We start from the raw sequence: 17477 nt of genomic DNA on the forward strand, positions 1-17477 counted from the left end.
GAGAGAATCTCAATGCGTAAGCTCATCACCGCCCTAGCCACCCTCACAGCTTCCATCGCAATCATCACCCCTGCACAAGCAGGCCCCTTCGAGATGCTGCGATTGCTGGACACCAATTACCTCACCACCACCGACTGTGGTTCGCTTCAGGTAACCCTCCAAAATATGAATCTGGTTACGGGCCCCACCACCAAGTCTGAACTTGGCGCACGCGTAAAGGCATCTGGCAGCGACGTACTAGCCGGCCTGAACTACAAGAACGAGGACGCCACGCTCATCCTCAACAAAGCCGCAATGGACATTTCAAACCGGGCGCTCGAGTGCGGCATTGTCCAAGAAGACCCAAAAATCATGGGCTCGATCGAAATGCCCAAGGAAGTCCAGGACCTTCAAATCCTGCTATCTAACTAACGAGCCTCACGCCGCTTTCCCTCAGCCCACAGACGCTCCTGCTCGGCGCGCGCCACAACTCGATCTCCACCTGAAAAGAGATACGGCGCGCGACTGCGCATTTTGTCGACGAATGCAGCTGCGACATCCTCCAAGTCAAAAACGCCACGCCGTCGCGCCAATTCGGCGTGAAATAGCACTTGAAGCAAAACATCCGAAAGCTCCTGCATCAGCTTTGTCTCAGCAATCACAGAGGGCTCACGCTCCCAGTCAGTAACCGCTTCACGGAATTCACCCACTTCCTCATCAAGGTAAGCAAGTAGCTCCCCATGAGTCATGGAACGCTCCCATTCACCAACTTGCAGCGCCCTGGCCATCACCCACTGCGCCTCCGACAGCGAGCCCACCCTAATTGGGGTAGTCGCGCCGTTGTCATCAGCTGGGAATTTCGCTTCAATTTCACGCATTTCTTTCATCCATTCCGCATCTAGGTGCAGCTTAAGTCGTTTTAGCCAAGCTAACACCACTGTGTGCTGCGCTCGCCTGACGAAGCGTCAGAAAAGCATCTCTTAAGGGTAAGTAGCTCTTCTACATGGTGGGGTCCTAGATTATCCATCGTGACTAATTCAGTAGAACCCAAGCACACCGTCCGCATGTGGACGCTCGTGTCTTTGATCATCGGCTCCACCGTAGGTGCTGGCATCTTCGCGCTACCACAACAAGCAGCGACGGTCGCGGCTCCGGGGGCCATGCTGATCGGCTGGGCAATCGCTGGAGTTGGGATGCTCTCCATCGCCTTCGTATTTCAGGCCTTGGCCCTGAGAAAACCTAACCTGGACTCAGGGGTGTATTCCTATGTCCGCGCAGGTCTCGGGGACTTCGTCGGCTTTGCTTCTGCGTGGGGCTATTGGCTCGGCTCGGTGATTGCACAGGTCGGCTACGCTACGCTCTTCTTCTCCACGCTTGGGCACTACATCCCTTTGTTCTCCGCCGAGAACCGCTGGGCTTCGGCGATCGCTGTCTCACTATTGACCTGGGTAATCTTCATCCTTCTTACCCGCGGCATCAAAGAGGCCGCGGCGATGAACGTGATCACCACGGTGGCCAAGCTACTCCCGATCTTCGCCTTTATTTTGCTGGTTGTTTTCATCGGATTCAGCTGGGATAAGTTCACTCTCGACTTCTGGGGCCGCAGTGGGGCCACCGGCTCAGTGCTTGATCAGGTCAAGGGCATGATGCTCTTCACCGTGTGGGCCTTCATCGGCGTTGAAGGCGCCTCCGTTTATTCCAAGCAAGCTCGTACCCGCAAGGACGTTGGCCGCGCGACCATCATCGGCTTCTTTTCCGTGCTGGCCCTATTGGTCACGGTTACTACGCTGTCTTACGGTGTCCTGACGCAAGAAGAACTAGCCGGACTCGGCGACAATTCCATGGCAGGAGTACTAGAGGCAGCGGTTGGCCCTTGGGGCGGAATCCTGATCTCTATTGGCCTGTGCATTTCCGTTCTCGGAGCGTATGTCTCCTGGCAAATGTTGTGCGCGGAGCCGATCACTTTGATGGCAATCGACGGCCTGCTTCCGGCTCGCTTCGGCAAATTCAATAAGGCCGGCACCCCGTTTTCCGCCCAATTGATCTCCACAACTGTCATTCAGATCAGCGTCATCATCTTTTTTGTCAACGAAACCACGTACACCTCTATGGTCCAGCTAGCAACGATGATGTACATGCTGCCTTACGTCTTTTCCTCGCTCTATCTACTGTTGCTTGCCACCCGAGGCCGTGGGATCACGCATCCGCACGCAGGCACACGTTTCGACGACTCCGGCCCCGCTGTCTCCGCGAGAGATAACCGCAAGCACCTCTTCATCGCTATCGTCGCTTTCGCGTACTCCCTGTGGCTGTTTTACGCCGCCGATGTCACTTATTTGTTGTTTGGCACCTTGCTCGTACTACCAGGCCTAGTTCCTTACGTTTGGCAGCGCATTGCGAACAAGGATCGCTGGTTCAACGCCTTCGAATGGGTACTCGTTATCGCGGTAATCCTAGGGGCGTGTTATGCAGCGTTCGGCTTGAGCACCGGCATCCTCGAACTCTAAAGCCCTAGCACCCACTGTGCGCAAGCCTGGGCCCTCCCGCAATCTGGGTTTAGGGGCGCAATGCAGCTTCGTATAGTATTCCCTCGCACTTGATCTTCTCACTAGCGCTCCCCGACCATTCGGGGCGCATCTCCCCCAAATGGCGGAGAAGAACTTATGCCTGCTTAGCCGATGTTTTCCGAAGTTGCTGACCATAGCGTTAAATGCATGACAACAACATTCGCCGCAAAAGAAATCAGGGTGTCTTTTAACGGCACCGAGGTCGTTCACGGCGCGACCCTCGTCGCAAAGCCAGGCCACGTCACCGCACTGCTAGGCCCCAACGGCGCCGGCAAATCCACCACGCTCCGCGCTGCCCTGGGCCTCGTCCGAGCGCAGGGCGAGATCGACATCAATGGCCGGATCGGGCTGTTGCTTGACGACGGCGGGCTTATCCCCGCGCTCAGCGGCAGGCAACACCTCACCGCAATGACAAAGCTCCTTGGAGTGCAACCACAACGAGTCCAAGAAGTGCTGCAGTTGGTGGACATGGCGAGCCGATGCGATCGGCGTATCAAAACCTACTCTCTCGGCATGAAGCGACGTATCGCACTAGCAGGCACGCTCCTCCAAGACCCAGAAATCCTCGTCCTTGATGAGCCCTCCTCCGGCCTAGACCCCGATGGCATCCGCTGGTTTGGACAACTCATGCGCGCCGAAGCTCAGCGCGGAAAGGCTGTCATCGTGGCCACTCACCATTTGGCTGAAGCTGAAGCGATTGCCGATGACATCGTCATCATCGCGCGCGGAGAGACCTGCTTCAGCGGAGCTCGTTCAGAAATCCGGAACCTAGAGGCCACTTACTTTTCCCACACCACCAAAGGAGCAACACTATGAAGTGTCTGAAGTCCGAGTTCTACACTCTGCGCATGCTGCCCAGCGTGTTCCTCATCGCAATCCTCGCGCTTTTCGCCACCGGTATCGGCGCATCACTGCAGTGGGCGCTACCATTCCTGTTGAAGATCGACCCGCCAGAAGTCGGCGAAGGCGCCGTTGGCGAGCAGGTGCAAGCACTCATCGATGCCTCAAACCCTGCTTTCTCTGGGTTTCAGCTCGCGGCCTTGGACATCACCGGATCGGGCCAGTCCTCTGGCATTTCAATTTTCCTAATCACGATGGTCGCCCTCAGCATCTCCGCAGCGAGTGTTGCATTTTCTTCGGGCGCGATTGTCTGGAAAGTAATCGGATCGGGCAGCCGACTACGTTGGGCGTTCAGCATGATCGCTGCGGTCCTCGCGATGGTGCTCGTAGTCTGCATTGCAGCATGCCTCTTCGCCAGCGTCATCGCCGCTATTGCCGCACAGATGCACGGCGTTTCCTTAAGCGTTCCTGCCGGCGACTTAGCCCTGACATGGCTTCGGGGCACCATTGCCATCCTGTCGTTTTCAGCCGCGATCATCGGAGTTGTGCTGGCGGTACGCAAAGTTGGCCTTGCGATTGGGATTGTTGTGGGCGTCGTGATGCTCGGCGTGATCGTGGGCACCATCGGCGCTATGGCGGGCTGGGACCCCATGAGCTACGCTTGGCTGCCGACGTCGGCAGTCACGACGGCAGGCGGCCAAAGCCTAGCCCATGCCGTCGACCCTTGGATCGGCATTGCCTCCCTAATGGGGTGGGCTGTGCTCAGCTTGGGCATCGGACTGAGCAGGTTCGCCCGCGCCAACCTCTAAGCTAAAACCATGCAGCCTCACTTCCGTCCCGCCACGAGGGACATCGTGTTGTTCGCCATCGTCCTGGGCATGGATCTGTTTGGGTTCTTGTTCTCCAGCTCGGTGGCGCCAGCCATGGTGGAGCTCCCATTCTCCCCAATTCAGCAGGTGCTGATTCTGTGCTTCATCATTGCCAAATGCGGGCTACTGCTGCTACGCCGACGATTCCCGCTAGGGGTGATGCTCGGGATTTCCCTGGCAGAAGCAGCTGTGCCGCTCTACTGCCTGCTTATGCAGGAGTCATCTATAGGTTTCAACGGGATCGCTGCGAGTGCCGCTGCTGTCTCCTTGGCATTGCATTCTCGCCATAAGACACGGGATTTCACGACGTTAGCGCTGTTCAGCCTCATAGTAGGAATGCTCCGCGCGTCGGTAACACCGCCGATGACTCAGCTTTCGCCAACGGTATTTAACGTACTCACTGTGCTTGGTTGGGTGGTTCCGCTACTGATCGCCTACGGTGTCGGCCTAGCGATTCGCAACAACCGTGAACTGAATGAATCCCTGAGGTCCCAAGCAGAGCTCGCCGAAAGAAACGCCATTGCGGAGGAACGTAGTCGCATCGCTCGCGAGTTACACGATACAAACCAATGCTGCCCGCGCGTTGCTCAAATCCAACACAGCGGCTGCCGAAGAACACTTGGAACAAGTTTCCACCAGCATCTCTCAAGCCCTTTCCGATGTGCGAGCAACTGTCGGTCAGCTCTCCGAAGTGACATCCGACGCTGAGCGAGACCTCGTTCCTCAGCCAACGCTCGCCGATGTTCCTGCGCTGCTACTTACGTCCCGAGACCTCGGTATGGATCTCTCCGTTTCCGGAACCCCACCCGAACTGCCTGCGGAGATCCACACCAGCGTGTACCGAATCCTCCAAGAAGCACTAACAAACGCGCGCAAGCACGCACCGAATGCTCCCGTCGAAGTCGCCTGGCATCAGAACGCTCTCCAGGTGATCACCCGCGGCACCTTTTCCCCCGGATTCACTGGTCGCGGCAGCCGAAGTATGTCAGAACGCGCCACCGCCATCGGCGCGCAGCTCCGCAACCGCCCCACCAACAAAGGATGGGAAGTCACCCTCGAATGGAGCGCACCATGATCCGTGCTTTGCTTGTCGACGACCAACCCCTCATCCGCCAAGGCCTCAAAGCAATCTTCGAAGCCACGGGAAAAATCTCGGTCATCGGAGAAGCCGGATCCGGAAAGGAAGCCCTCACCGCAGTACTTCGTCTCAACCCAGACGTCGTTTGTATGGACATTCGTATGCCGGAAGGCGACGGCATTTGGGCGACTTCTGAAATCCAAAAGCTCAACGACCCCCCGGCTGTCATCGTGATTACCACCTTCGACCTCGATGAGTACGTGTTCGGGGCCCTCGAAGCCGGCGCTTGTGGGGTCTTACTCAAGGACTCCCCCATGGATGTTTTAGTCGAAGGAGTCACCCGCGCGGCATCGGGCGAAGGACTCGTCGACGCAGCGCTCACTCGCCGGGTGATTGCCGAATTCGGGCGCCGGAAAACCAGAGCGGTGACCGACCCTAAAGAACTAACACCCCGAGAAATCGACTGCGTTCGCGCCCTTGGACAAGGACTAAGCAACATCGAGATCGGACAAAAGCTATTTCTCGAGCCATCCACGGTAAAGACGCATCTTTCCTCCGCAATGGCAAAAGTCGGGGTGACTTCGAGAGTGCAGTTGGTGATCTGGGCTTTTAGAGCCGGCGTAGTGTCTTAGGTTGCGGGGCTGTGCTGCTGAATTTCACACTCCGGAAGGTCGCAAAAAGCGTTGAAAACAACCTCACCAAGTGACAGATTCAACCGACCAACCAACCCAAACTAGCTAATAGAAATCACCCGTGATGCCGCGCCACTTCCTCCGCTGACGTCCACTGTCGGCACATCGAACATCTTTGAGATGAAGTCTGCTGCCCACTGAACTAATTCGACGTCGCGTAGCTGTGGATCGCTGATGTTGCGGCCAGCTTTGGGGAAGGAGAGCTGGATTGCTTGGGCTGCCGCACGATATGTCGCGCCGGGAAACATGCGCTTGAGCCGAATCTGTTTCGAATCAGGTAGCTCCACCGGATGCACCTTGATGCGGGTGCCTTGGACTGCGATATCCGTCAGTCCTGCTGATCGCATGACATGCCGAAGGCGTGCAACCGCGAGCAGCCGGGAGACCTCCACGGGGACTGGGCCGTAGCGATCTTCCATTTCCTCTACCGCGAGCACTAGGTCCGACTCAGAGGTCGAGGCGGCAAGCTTGCGGTAGACCTCAAGTCGCAGGCGTTCTGAGTTGATGTAGCTCTCCGGGATATGCGCATCTACGGGAAGGTCGACGCGAATCTCGCGTGGTTCTTTGTCGGTCGCATCGAGGACCCGGCCATCTGCCATCGCGCGGAAAGCCTCCACGGCCTCGCCGACCAGACGAACATAGAGGTCGAATCCCACGCCCGCGATGTGTCCGGATTGCTCCGCACCGAGGACATTGCCTGCACCGCGCATTTCGAGGTCTTTCATCGCCACCGCCATACCGGCACCTAGGTCGTTGTTTTGAGCGATGGTGGCAAGACGGTCGTAAGAAGCTTCAGTGAGCGTCGATCCTTTCGGATAGAGAAAGTACGCGTAGCCGCGTTCACGGGAGCGGCCCACGCGGCCACGGAGCTGATGCAGCTGGGAGAGTCCCATGTGGTGCGCATTCTCCACAATGAGAGTGTTTGCGTTGGCGATGTCGAGGCCGGTTTCCACGATCGTGGTACACACCAGCACGTCATATTCCCGATTCCAGAATCCTTGTACCGTTTGCTCTAGCAGATCTTCGGACATTTGGCCGTGCGCTACCACCACGCGGGCTTCGGGTACTAAGTCGCGGATCTCACGGGCCTTTTTCTCAATGGTGGAGACTTTGTTGTGGACGAAGAACACCTGGCCGTCGCGAAGCAGCTCGCGCTTGATGGCAGCCGCGACCTGCTTTTCTTCCTGCGCCCCCACGTATGTGAGCACTGGGTGCCTATCTTCGGGTGGGGTCAAAATGGTGGACATTTCGCGGATCCCGGCCATGGACATTTCCAAGGTGCGTGGGATCGGGGTCGCCGACATAGTGAGCACGTCGACCGCGGTCCGCAGCGCCTTAATGTGCTCCTTGTGCTCCACGCCGAAACGCTGCTCCTCGTCAACAATGACCAGGCCAAGGTTTTTCCACTGCACGCCCGTCTGCAGGAGGCGGTGCGTGCCGATCACAATATCCACTTCACCAGAGGCCAAACCTGCGATTGTTTCGCGTGACTCTTTGGTGGAGGTGAACCGCGATAGCCCCCGGATTGTCACGGGGAACCCATCCATGCGCTGTTCAAAGGTGGAAAGGTGCTGCTGCGCCAACAGCGTAGTGGGTACGAGCACAGCGACCTGTTTGCCATCCTGGATTGCCTTGAAAGCAGCGCGGACAGCCACTTCCGTTTTGCCGTATCCAACGTCTCCCACGATGACACGGTCCATCGGGACGGCTTTCTCCATGTCCCCTTTCACCGCGTCAATCGCTAGCATTTGATCTTCGGTTTCCACGAAGGGGAAATTGTCTTCCATCTCGGCCTGCCATGGCGAGTCTGGGGCGAAAGCATGCCCCGGCGCGCCCTGCCGCTTGGCATAGAGCTCCACCAGTTCGCCCGCGATCTCACGAACTGCTGCGCGAGCTTTCTTCTTCGTATTCTTCCAATCCGAGCCACCCATTTTGGAAAGCGTCGGTTTCTCGCCGCCCACGTAGCGACTCAGCATGTCCAGCGCATCCATTGGCACGTACAGTTGATCGGCTGGGCCGCCACGACGTGATGGGGCGTATTCGAGTACGAGGTACTCCCGCCGCGAGGTCGAGCCATCCGGAGTCTTGATCGTGCGTTCCGTCATCTTCAGAAAACGACCGATGCCGTGGGTTTCATGCACGACCATGTCGCCGGGTTTAAGCGCCAGCGGGTCTACCCTGTTTCGTTTGCGGGCAGGACGTCGTTTAGCACCTGCGATATCCCCAACGCGGTTACCCGTCAGGTCAGTTTCAGTGATCACCACGAGTTCGGGCCCCGGGAACACGAGACCGGCATGGGACATCGCCTGATAAAGCGTGACTTCCCCTGCAGAGGGCTGCCAGCCAGGTGTGGCGATTTTCGTTGGGATGCCTTTTTCTTTGAAACGCTCCTGCATGCGTTTGATCGCGCCCGAAGCCGGGGCGATAAAAGCGGCTCTACCACCGGATGTGGTGTGCGAAAGTAGCAGCGCCATCAGGGTGTCAATTTCTTTCACGTCACCCCGAGGGGCGGGTGCAGCCTCGAAATCCAGCGGGAGGGTATCTTCATCGGCTGCAAAGACCATTCCCGGCGGAGCGAAAGTCCACACGATGTCGCCGGTCATCAGCGACTCAAAGCTTCGGTATGAGCTCGCCGCCAGGTCTAGGCCTTCTGCAGCGATCGGCCCATCTGCGCCCATGGCTGCGGCTTCCCATCCTGCCGCCAGGAATTCAGCATCAGTAGCCTGCAAATCTGTCACACGCGTGCGGATTTTTTCGGGGTTCATCAGTACCACGTGGGTGCCCGGTGGCATCAGCTGCGGTAAAGCCACCAGTGGTGTGTCCACGAGTGCTGGGATCAGCGCCTCCATGCCGTCGGCCGGCTGCTTCTCCGAAATCTTGGTGAGTAGCTCTGCCAGCGCGGCGTTACCGTTGTGTACCACCGCAAGCTCGCCAGCGCGCTTTGCGACGTCATCAGTAATGAGCAGCTCTCGCGCCGGAAAAATCTGGACACTCGCTAGCTCCAGGTCCGGGATCGCGCGTTGGTCCGCGACAGTAAACTGCCGGATATCGGTGACCTCATCACCCCAAAATTCCAGGCGCACGGGGTTTTCCGCAGTGGTAGGAAAGACGTCGATAATGCCGCCCCGAGTGGCAAAGTCTCCCCGGCGCGCCACCATGTCCACGTGGTTATAGGCACGGAACACCAATTCTCGAGTCAATTCCTCGAAGTCATAGTCCTTAGCCGTTTCAATGACTAAGGGCGCTCTCCCCTGCGCGGTTTCCAAAATCGGTTGGCAGAAGCCACGAGCTGCGGTAACAACGATCTGGAGGTTATCCACACTGCTCAGGACTTCTGCCCGGCGGCCGATAATGTCCGCCCCTGGGCTAAGCCGCTCGTGCGGCAGCGTTTCCCAGCTCGGAAACCACGCCACCTTATCGCCCAGCATTGCCTTGAGCTCTGCAGCCAGGTCTTCCGCTTCACGCCCAGTTGCCGTGACCGCAAGAATCGGGGCACGCTGTGCCAATGCAGCCAACGCCCAGGGACGAACCTGGTCTATCCCGGAAAGGTGCAGCCGCTGCGCCCCGACGTTCTCCAAGAGCCCTTTGATCTTCGGGTCCCGAGCAGCAACCTTCAACAGGCCTGCTAATGCCGGGGGATGCAGCTTGCTCACTTTGCTCCTAGTTCAAGTTGTGGATCGGTATCCAAATGCGCCAGTCCGTTCCAGCACAGGTTAACAATGTGGCTGGCCACCACTTCTTTGGACGGCTCGCGCACATCCAACCACCACTGCGCCGTCATGGAGATCATGCCGACGAGTGCCTGACCGTACAACACTGCAAGATCAGGGTTATAGCCTAAGCGCTCAAACGCATTGGCCAAGATATGCGAAACCTCGGCCACAATGTCATTGAGCAATGTCGAGTAGGTGTGATTGTCCCCCGGAGTCATATCTCGCACCAAGATTTGGAATCCGTCGGGGTGTTGCTCAATGAAGCCCAACAGCGCCATCACTGCCTGCTCAATACGTTGGCGCGCACCACCTGAGACCAAGGACTCCGTAATCGTTTGCTCCAGGAGCTGCATATCCCGATCAACGATTACTGCGTAGAGCCCCTCTTTACCACCAAAATGCTCATAGATGAGCGGCTTGGATACGTGCGCCCGCGCGGCAACTTCCTCAACACTGGTTCCTTCGAACCCACGCTCCGCAAACACCACACGGCCGACCTCAATGAGTTGCTCGCGACGCTCCTTGCCCGTCATGCGCTGTTTCCTCATAGAAGAGACTGTAGCTGAACCCCCAGGAGAAGCGCCTGTGAGCACCGGATGATCCCATTAGCTAGGGCCCATTTTTCAGGTTTTGAAACCTGATGATGTAGAGTGCTTAGAGCAGCTTTAAGCCGCGTTTCCCCATGGTGTAATCGGCAACACTACGGTTTTTGGTACCGTCATTCTAGGTTCGAGTCCTGGTGGGGAAGCTTTTTAAAATAGGCTGGCTCCCATTTCCGGATGGATAGGGGGTCAGCCTTTTTGCGGCCTTCCACAGCCGAAGCCACCAGGCATTTCCAGCTAGCGCGCTCATTATTGCTCCCGCCAATCACCTTTGGTGACATATAAAGTTTTTGCAACAATACCGAGACAACTGGCTCTTTTGAGGACAAAATCATTGACAATAAGCAGTGAAATAGATCCTTCCATTTAGGAGTTACTCGTATGACCGCTCGCTCTCTCTTCGCACGCCGCACACTCGCCGCAACCGCACTAGCCCTCTCTGCGACCGTCGCAGGGGCCACTTTCCCTGCCTTGACCGGCACCTCCGTAGCCCAGGCTCAATTTAGCCTCGGCACTCAGACCTTCGTTGCTGGCACCGCTGCGACCGTAGTTCTCCCCGAGTCGGTCCAGACAGTAGACAATGTGACCGTATCTGGCTTGCCAGCGGGCATGACTTTCTCCGGATCTAAGCCTTACACCATCTCCGGCACCCCAACCACCCCTGGCACCTACACTGTCACCGCTACTGGTCAGGCCCCTGTCGTCGGCACGGTTTCCGCTACGGGCGTCATCATCATCACGGAAGCTCCAAACCCGGCTGAGCCAACTGCCACCCCAACGGCTGAGCCAACCCCAACCATCACCCCAACGGCGACTCCAACGACGACCGCCACCCCTGAACCAGGTTCTTCTGGATCTTCCGATGGCGCAGTTGCCGCCGGTTTGGGCCTTGGTGCACTCGCCTTGGGCTCCGCTGCACTCAGCTCGGGCGGCTCCTCCGAACCAGCTGGCCAAGCGGCCCCAGCTCCGGCTCCAGCCCCAACCCCTGCAACTGCTCCGGAAAAGGGTGTAGATCCAAACGCTCCGCAGAAGGGTATCGACCCGAAGGCACCAAAGGCACAGCAGCCAACGCAAAAGGCTGCCCCTGCCAAGCGTGGCATGCTTGCTTCCACCGGCGTTGAGTTTCCAGTAGCTCCGGTCGTAGCAGTCTTCGCACTGCTGCTCGCAGCAGGCGCAGGCCTGGTTATCCGCCGTCGCAACGCATAATCAGCCCTAAAGCTAAGCGCTAAGCCTCAGCCTCTCGGCTGGGGCTTTTCGCATGCCAGGTTTTATGATGGATCAACTATGTCTCACGTGGAAAACGAACGCCATAACTCTCGTCGATTCGTGCTCGCCAACGGCTTGCAGAGCATTGGAGACGAAGTCGTGGCAGCCAAAACGGTATTGCCCTTCCTCTTACATACCGCCGGGGTGCCGGCGTTCTTCTCCGCTCTCCTTGTACCCATCCGGGAATCCGGTTCCATGCTTCCGCAAGCCGCACTCACCCCGTGGGTATTAAGGCAGCGAAGCCGTACGACAGTGTGGACCGCAGGCTCGGTCATTCAAGGGGTGGCTGCCGTCGGTATCGGGCTGAGCGTTCTTGCGTTTTCCGGACTCAGCTTAGGCATCGCGGTGATTGTGCTCCTGGGATTGCTGGCAAATGGTCGCGCGTTGTGCTCCATAGCTTCAAAGGATGTGCAGGGCCGTACCATCGCCAAGGGGCGCCGCGGGCAACTTACGGGCACTGCCACTATGGCCGGTGGAATCGCCGTACTCACCATCGGAGCAGCGCTTTTGGCTTTAGGCAAGCAGCCACCGGTTTCAGTTCTAGTAGGGCTCATTTTTGCCTCCGCGGTTGCTTGGCTACTGGCGGGCGTGGTGTTTAACTCAATTCTCGAGCCCGCGTCAAATGCGCCAGAACACGTTCCAAACAATTGGATAGCTGACGCCTGGCAGCTACTCAAAGACGACGCACCGTTTCGGCGCTTCGTCATCGTCCGCTCATTGCTTTTGGTTTCCGCACTCTCACCAACATTTCTGGTTTTGCTCGCCCCCAGCAGCCTTGGTTCATTCCTGCTGGCTTCGGGTGTGGCTGCCGTTGCCGGCGGGCGAATCGCTGGCAAATGGGCAGACCGATCCGCAAAGGATGTCATGCGTCATGGGGCGTTCGCTGCGTCTTTAGTCTTAGCAGCGGTTGTGGCCAGCTCGTTGTGGCTAAGTCGGGACTGGAACTCATGGATCATTCCGGCCGGATTCTTTCTCATCCATCTAATCCACACTGCAATTCGTGTGGGCCGCAAAACATATGTTGTTGACATGGCGGAAGGCGAAAAGCGGACTCGCTATGTGGCTGTCGCAAACACCGCAATGGGTGTTGTATTGCTGCTCACCGGCGCGGTTTCTGGCGGTATTTCCCATTGGGGCCCGCACGCTGCGTTGCTGTTTTTGGCCGCACTAGGGCTTATCGGCGCATTCGCGGCCCGCACGCTTGCCGACGTCAGCCGCCCAGACGCATTACAAGGCCACTAATTGCCGCAGCCAGGTTCTCCTACCAGCAATTAATTGGATTCCTCAACCACCGTCTCTAGCGTTAAGGCCACTACCAGCGCGCGTCTAAGGTAAATTCATTGGGGTATAAAATCCCCTTCCCTAGATCGGAGACCCATGACCGACGCTAATCCGGTAGCGGTAGTGATCCTTGCTGCAGGCGCAGGCACGCGCATGAAGTCCGCTAAGCCGAAGATGCTGCATGAAGTTGCAGGTCGCACGATGCTAGCGCATGCATTGCACGCTGCATCCGAGCTCAATCCCGAGCACTTGATTGCTGTGGTTGGGCATTGCCGTGACCAGGTCCTGCCGGCCATTGAAGCTGAGACCCCCGCGTTGGGTGTCTCCGAGGTCAAGACCGCGGTTCAGGAAGAACAAAATGGTACGGGCCACGCCGTAGCTTGCGGTCTAGAGGCTCTACCTGCCGATTTCCAGGGCACCGTGCTGGTGACTACCTCCGACGTACCGATGCTCAACGGGGAGACCCTAGCCGGACTCGTCGATAAGCACGGAAACGATGCTGCCGTTACGGTACTGACCGCCAACATTGCCGCTCCGAAGGGTTATGGTCGCATCGTTCGCGATGCTAAGGGCGTCACCGCAATCGTGGAGGAGAAAGATGCCACCGACGAGCAACGCGCTATCACTGAGATCAACTCGGGCGTGTACGCTTTCGACGCTGCTGTGCTGCGCGAGGCCGTAACCCAGCTGGATACCAACAACGCCCAGCGCGAGTTCTACCTCACCGACGTAGTGAGCATTGCACGCCGCCAGGGCAAGATCGTGCGCGGCCACATGCTTGACGACGCCATGCTCATCGCCGGCGTGAACGACCGCGTGCAGCTTGCTGCCATGAACGCAGAAATGAATGTCCGTCTCCGCGACGCCGCTATGCGCGGCGGCGCGACCCTGATTGATCCGGCGACCACGTTTATTGATGTTGACGTCCAGATTGGCCAAGACGTAATCATCCACCCCGGCACACAGCTCCGCGGCAAGACTGTGATCGGCAACAACGTCGAGATCGGCCCCGACACCACCCTGGTCAACGTCACCGTCGGCGAGGGGGCAGCTGTCGTCCGTACCCACGCCTTCGATTCCGAGATCGGCGCAGCAGCAACGGTCGGCCCATTCACCTACTTGCGGCCTGGCACCAAGCTCGGTGAGAAGGGCAAACTGGGCGGCTTCGTGGAAACCAAGAATGCTCAGATCGGAAACGGCTCTAAGGTGCCACACCTGACTTACGTTGGTGATGCCACTATCGGCGAAAACTCCAACATCGGCGCTTCTTCTGTCTTCGTCAATTACGACGGCGTAAACAAGCACCACACCACCGTTGGTAGCAATGTCCGAACCGGCTCTGACACCATGTTTATCGCTCCAGTGACCGTGGGTGATGGTGCCTACTCCGGTGCGGGTACAGTAATTAAGGACGATGTCCCGCCAGGAGCTCTCGTCGTTTCCGGAGGTCGCCAGCGCACCATTGAGGGCTGGGTCCAGAAGAAGCGTCCAGGCACCGCAGCAGCTGAGGCAGCTGAAGCGGCCTTGCGGGATGCCAAAGAATCCGAGCAGGAAGGCTAAGCTGCGTCATTATGACCGCACATTGGACTGAAAGCCATAAGAACCTGATGCTGTTTACCGGGCGTGCACACCCGGAACTCGGCGAAGCTGTGGCTGATGAACTGGGTGTTGAACTCACCCCGATGACCGCCCGCGATTTCGCTAACGGCGAGATCTTTGTCCGCTTCGAGGAATCGGTACGTGGTTCCGATGCCTTCGTGATCCAGTCTCACACTCAGCCACTCAATAAATGGCTGATGGAACAGCTGATCATGATCGACGCCCTCAAGCGGGGTTCCGCCAAACGCATCACCGCAATCCTGCCGTTCTACCCTTACGCACGCCAGGACAAGAAGCACCGCGGCCGCGAACCAATTTCCGCTCGGCTGGTTGCAGACCTGCTCAAGGCTGCTGGCGCAGACCGCATCGTGTCTGTTGACCTGCACACTGACCAAATCCAGGGCTTCTTCGACGGCCCGGTCGACCACATGCACGCAATGCCGATCCTCACGGATTACATCAAGGCAAATTACTCCCTTGAAAACATCTGCGTTGTCTCCCCAGATGCTGGCCGCGTGAAGGTCGCTGAGAAGTGGGCAAACACCCTGGGCGATGCCCCGCTGGCTTTCGTCCACAAGACCCGCTCAACCGAGGTTGCCAACCAGGTTGTTGCGAACCGTGTTGTCGGCGATGTCGCAGGTAGAACTTGTGTGCTTCTCGACGACATGATCGACACCGGCGGCACCATCGCCGGCGCCGTCGGCGTCCTCCGCGAAGCCGGGGCAACCGATGTAATCATCGCCTGCACCCACGGCGTGTTCTCCGATCCAGCCCGTGAGCGACTCTCCCAGTGTGGCGCCAAGGAAGTCATCACCACCGATACTCTGCCGCAGTCCACTGAAGGCTGGGACAACCTCACCGTGCTGTCGATCGCGCCTTTGCTCGCTCGCACCATCAAGGAGATCTTCGAGAACGGCTCTGTAACCACCCTCTTTGAGGGCCAGGCCTAGTAGCTGCTCTCAACATCAAACCCGGCGGTCCCCGTTCGATTCAGAACGCGTGGCAGCCGGGTTTTCTGTCTTCGCAGCCCAGTTCATCATTTTTTCCACTCTGCCCCTAGGAAGAAGCCCATAAGGCGGGTCCGATGTGAATATCACATCCACTCATGCTGAGAAAGGCATAGGCTGAATAGAAAAGCTCCGAGTTGCTGAAAGAAAGGTCTGTAACGGTGAACGTCCCCGTCTCAATCCTCGACCTCGTCCATCTGCGCCAAGGCGCGTCGATTAGCGAAGCGATCGGTAACTCAGTCAAGATCGCTCAGGAGGCGGAGAAACAGGGATTCAAACGCGTGTGGTACGCGGAGCACCACAACATGCCAACCATTGCGTCGTCGGCAACCGCGGTACTCATCGGACACGTTGCCGACCACACCAGCACGATCCGCTTGGGTGCAGGCGGCGTCATGCTGCCGAATCATTCTCCGCTTGTGATTGCGGAGCAGTTTGGCACGTTACAAGAAATGCACGGCGAACGCATCGACCTCGGCCTCGGTCGCGCCCCAGGCACTGACCAAACCACACTCCGGGCACTGCGTCGTTCCCCCAACGCCTCGGAAACCTTCCCCGACGATGTCATTGAACTACAAGAACTCCTCAGCTCCCAGCCTCGCGAAGTCAACGCATATCCCGGCCACGGCACTAACGTGCCACTCTATATCCTCGGCTCCAGCTTCTTTGGCGCGAACCTCGCCGCCCAACTGGGGTTGCCATATGCATTTGCCAGCCACTTCGCCCCCACGCATCTCCGGCACGCAGCAGGAATTTACCGCGAGGCTTATCAGCCCTCGGAACAGCACCCTGAGCCCTATTTCATTGCAGCACTGAACACGATCTGCGCCGAAGATCCAGCGGTAGCCACCCAGGAAGCCGAGGAAGCCTTCCAACTACGCGTTGAAGCCCTCGTAGGACGCAATCGTCGCTTCAGCGCCACGGACAAGCAACTGCTGTTGTCCTCCCCTGCGGCGGATCAAGTCCGTTCGATGCTGCAGTACTCCGCTGTTGGCACTCCGGAGCAAGTCGCGGACTACCACCGCAGCTTTGCAGAGCAGGTCCGCGCAGATGAAATCATCACCACACTGGCGTCGCCGCATCTCGACGGCCAGTTGCGCACGCTGAAATTGCTCGGTAACCTCCGCGCGTGATATGCTTTCGCAGTCTCGGCGAGGGCACCTAATAGGGGCCGTTATCGACGCGATGGTTTTCACACTTACGCCTGCGAAAACTCGACGATGACACACTACCGCGAGTTGGCCGCAGGCTTTTTGCTTGTCTAGCGGCCTTCACCATAACTATCTGGAGGCAACAACATGTCTAACGAGGCAATTGCTATCGAAGCAACCCCACGTAAGGAATTCGGTAAGGGCTTCGCACGTCGTGCACGCAAGGCCGGCCTGGTTCCTGCTGTCATCTACGCAAACGGCTTCGAGCCACTCCACATCAACGTGGACCGCATCGAGCTCACCAAGATCGTCCGTAACCACGGCGTTAACACCGTGATCAACGTGGACATCGAAGGCGAAAAGCAGCTGGCCATGATCAAGCACGTCGATCAGAACGTCATGACCTGGGAAATCGACCACGCTGACTTGCTCGCCATCAAGAAGGGCGAAAAGGTTGAGGTTGAGGTTCCTGTAGTCATTGCAGGTGAGCCTGGCCCTGGCACCATGGTCATGCAGGATGCAGATACCATCCGCATCGAAGCTGACGTTATGTCCATCCCAGAAGAAATCACCGTGGACATCAACGGCAAGGTTGTCGGCGACCAGATCTCTGCTGCTGACATCGTCCTGCCAGCCGGCGCAACCCTGACCGACGATCCTGAGCTGCTCATCGTCAACTTCGTTGCTCCAGAGGACAATGAAGCAGAAGCTGACGAGGCTGCCGCAGACGTTGAAGCTGGTGGAGAGTCCGCTCCAGCTGAGGAAGCACCAGCAGCTGAAGACGAAGAGTAATCTTTCTCTCTGAGTAACACTGTTCGAATACCTTAACCGGT

General features: G+C 57.9%; 15 protein-coding genes and 1 pseudogene. 13 read left to right on the top strand and 3 right to left on the bottom strand.

The features are described from left to right. Nucleotides 1-12 precede the first annotated feature (12 nt). On the top strand, nucleotides 13-411 hold the full coding sequence (locus WG915_RS02710; RefSeq protein ID WP_339563825.1) for a hypothetical protein: 399 nt from the start codon (nucleotides 13-15) through the stop codon (nucleotides 409-411). On the opposite strand, the gene WG915_RS02715 is transcribed toward WG915_RS02710, so the two are convergent. Beyond that, complete coding sequence (locus tag WG915_RS02715) at nucleotides 408-857, bottom strand: MazG nucleotide pyrophosphohydrolase domain-containing protein (RefSeq protein WP_339563826.1); 450 nt, start codon at nucleotides 855-857, stop codon at nucleotides 408-410. The two genes, WG915_RS02710 and WG915_RS02715, sit on opposite strands and share 4 nt — an antisense overlap. 186 nt (nucleotides 858-1043) lie before the next feature. On the opposite strand from WG915_RS02715, the gene WG915_RS02720 reads away from it, so the two are divergent. From WG915_RS02720 to WG915_RS02745, 6 genes and pseudogenes are all read left to right on the top strand, one after another. After that, entirely contained in the window at nucleotides 1044-2486 is a 1443-nt protein-coding gene (locus WG915_RS02720; RefSeq protein ID WP_339563963.1) for an amino acid permease, read from the top strand. 207 nt (nucleotides 2487-2693) lie between these two features. Further along, nucleotides 2694-3362, top strand: a complete 669-nt coding sequence (locus WG915_RS02725; protein WP_339563827.1) for an ABC transporter ATP-binding protein — start codon at nucleotides 2694-2696, stop codon at nucleotides 3360-3362. Then, a complete protein-coding gene (locus WG915_RS02730) occupies nucleotides 3359-4195 on the top strand; it encodes a hypothetical protein (protein ID WP_339563828.1) in 837 nt (278 codons plus the stop codon). Before WG915_RS02725 ends, WG915_RS02730 begins: the two co-directional genes overlap by 4 nt. 643 nt (nucleotides 4196-4838) lie before the next feature. Next, a pseudogene (locus tag WG915_RS11580) lies at nucleotides 4839-4886 on the top strand (hypothetical protein); the annotation flags it as partial. A 60-nt stretch (nucleotides 4887-4946) separates the two neighbouring features. Next, the gene (locus WG915_RS02740) at nucleotides 4947-5330 is read left to right on the top strand and encodes a sensor histidine kinase (RefSeq protein ID WP_339563830.1); all 384 of its coding nucleotides are present in this window, start codon (nucleotides 4947-4949) and stop codon (nucleotides 5328-5330) included. Next, complete coding sequence (locus tag WG915_RS02745; protein ID WP_339563831.1) at nucleotides 5327-5965, top strand: response regulator transcription factor; 639 nt, start codon at nucleotides 5327-5329, stop codon at nucleotides 5963-5965. The genes WG915_RS02740 and WG915_RS02745 overlap by 4 nt, the downstream gene beginning before the upstream one ends. 101 nt (nucleotides 5966-6066) lie before the next feature. Here the strand turns inward: WG915_RS02745 and mfd are convergent, their stop codons facing one another. Next, nucleotides 6067-9678, bottom strand: a complete 3612-nt coding sequence (mfd, locus tag WG915_RS02750; protein ID WP_339563832.1) for a transcription-repair coupling factor — start codon at nucleotides 9676-9678, stop codon at nucleotides 6067-6069. After that, nucleotides 9675-10286: a TetR/AcrR family transcriptional regulator gene (locus WG915_RS02755; protein ID WP_339563833.1), complete on the bottom strand. Its 612-nt coding sequence runs from the start codon at nucleotides 10284-10286 to the stop codon at nucleotides 9675-9677. Before WG915_RS02755 ends, mfd begins: the two co-directional genes overlap by 4 nt. Nucleotides 10287-10721: 435 nt before the next feature. On the opposite strand from WG915_RS02755, the gene WG915_RS02760 reads away from it, so the two are divergent. From WG915_RS02760 to WG915_RS02785, 6 genes are all read left to right on the top strand, one after another. Continuing rightward, complete coding sequence (locus tag WG915_RS02760) at nucleotides 10722-11546, top strand: hypothetical protein (protein WP_339563834.1); 825 nt, start codon at nucleotides 10722-10724, stop codon at nucleotides 11544-11546. Between the two features lie 87 nt (nucleotides 11547-11633). After that, complete coding sequence (locus WG915_RS02765; RefSeq protein WP_339563964.1) at nucleotides 11634-12848, top strand: MFS transporter; 1215 nt, start codon at nucleotides 11634-11636, stop codon at nucleotides 12846-12848. A 135-nt stretch (nucleotides 12849-12983) separates the two neighbouring features. After that, nucleotides 12984-14447: a bifunctional UDP-N-acetylglucosamine diphosphorylase/glucosamine-1-phosphate N-acetyltransferase GlmU gene (glmU, locus tag WG915_RS02770; RefSeq protein ID WP_339563835.1), complete on the top strand. Its 1464-nt coding sequence runs from the start codon at nucleotides 12984-12986 to the stop codon at nucleotides 14445-14447. An 11-nt stretch (nucleotides 14448-14458) separates the two neighbouring features. Next, nucleotides 14459-15436: a ribose-phosphate diphosphokinase gene (locus WG915_RS02775; protein WP_339563836.1), complete on the top strand. Its 978-nt coding sequence runs from the start codon at nucleotides 14459-14461 to the stop codon at nucleotides 15434-15436. 218 nt (nucleotides 15437-15654) lie between these two features. Next, nucleotides 15655-16626, top strand: coding sequence for an LLM class flavin-dependent oxidoreductase (locus tag WG915_RS02780; protein ID WP_339563837.1), 972 nt, complete (start codon nucleotides 15655-15657; stop codon nucleotides 16624-16626). Nucleotides 16627-16791: 165 nt separating this feature from the next. After that, nucleotides 16792-17436 carry a 50S ribosomal protein L25/general stress protein Ctc gene (locus tag WG915_RS02785; protein WP_339563838.1) on the top strand — a complete coding sequence of 215 codons (645 nt, stop codon included), beginning with the start codon at nucleotides 16792-16794 and terminating at the stop codon, nucleotides 17434-17436. The last annotated feature ends 41 nt before the right edge of the window (nucleotides 17437-17477 follow it).

The organism is Corynebacterium sp. H128 (assembly GCF_037482625.1).
In the GTDB taxonomy this organism is placed as follows: domain Bacteria; phylum Actinomycetota; class Actinomycetes; order Mycobacteriales; family Mycobacteriaceae; genus Corynebacterium.

Excerpts from the sequence above, each read along its gene's own strand:
- WG915_RS02730 (WP_339563828.1), top strand. The coding sequence starts at position 3,359 with ATGAAGTGTCTGAAGTCCGAGTTCTACACTCTGCGCATGCTGCCCAGC.
- WG915_RS02785 (WP_339563838.1), top strand. The coding sequence starts at position 16,792 with ATGTCTAACGAGGCAATTGCTATCGAAGCAACCCCACGTAAGGAATTC.
- glmU (WP_339563835.1), top strand. The coding sequence starts at position 12,984 with ATGACCGACGCTAATCCGGTAGCGGTAGTGATCCTTGCTGCAGGCGCA.
- WG915_RS02755 (WP_339563833.1), bottom strand. The coding sequence starts at position 10,286 with ATGAGGAAACAGCGCATGACGGGCAAGGAGCGTCGCGAGCAACTCATT.
- WG915_RS02760 (WP_339563834.1), top strand. The coding sequence starts at position 10,722 with ATGACCGCTCGCTCTCTCTTCGCACGCCGCACACTCGCCGCAACCGCA.
- WG915_RS02725 (WP_339563827.1), top strand. The coding sequence starts at position 2,694 with ATGACAACAACATTCGCCGCAAAAGAAATCAGGGTGTCTTTTAACGGC.
- WG915_RS02775 (WP_339563836.1), top strand. The coding sequence starts at position 14,459 with ATGACCGCACATTGGACTGAAAGCCATAAGAACCTGATGCTGTTTACC.
- WG915_RS02715 (WP_339563826.1), bottom strand. The coding sequence starts at position 857 with ATGCGTGAAATTGAAGCGAAATTCCCAGCTGATGACAACGGCGCGACT.
- WG915_RS02745 (WP_339563831.1), top strand. The coding sequence starts at position 5,327 with ATGATCCGTGCTTTGCTTGTCGACGACCAACCCCTCATCCGCCAAGGC.
- WG915_RS02720 (WP_339563963.1), top strand. The coding sequence starts at position 1,044 with ATGTGGACGCTCGTGTCTTTGATCATCGGCTCCACCGTAGGTGCTGGC.
- WG915_RS02710 (WP_339563825.1), top strand. The coding sequence starts at position 13 with ATGCGTAAGCTCATCACCGCCCTAGCCACCCTCACAGCTTCCATCGCA.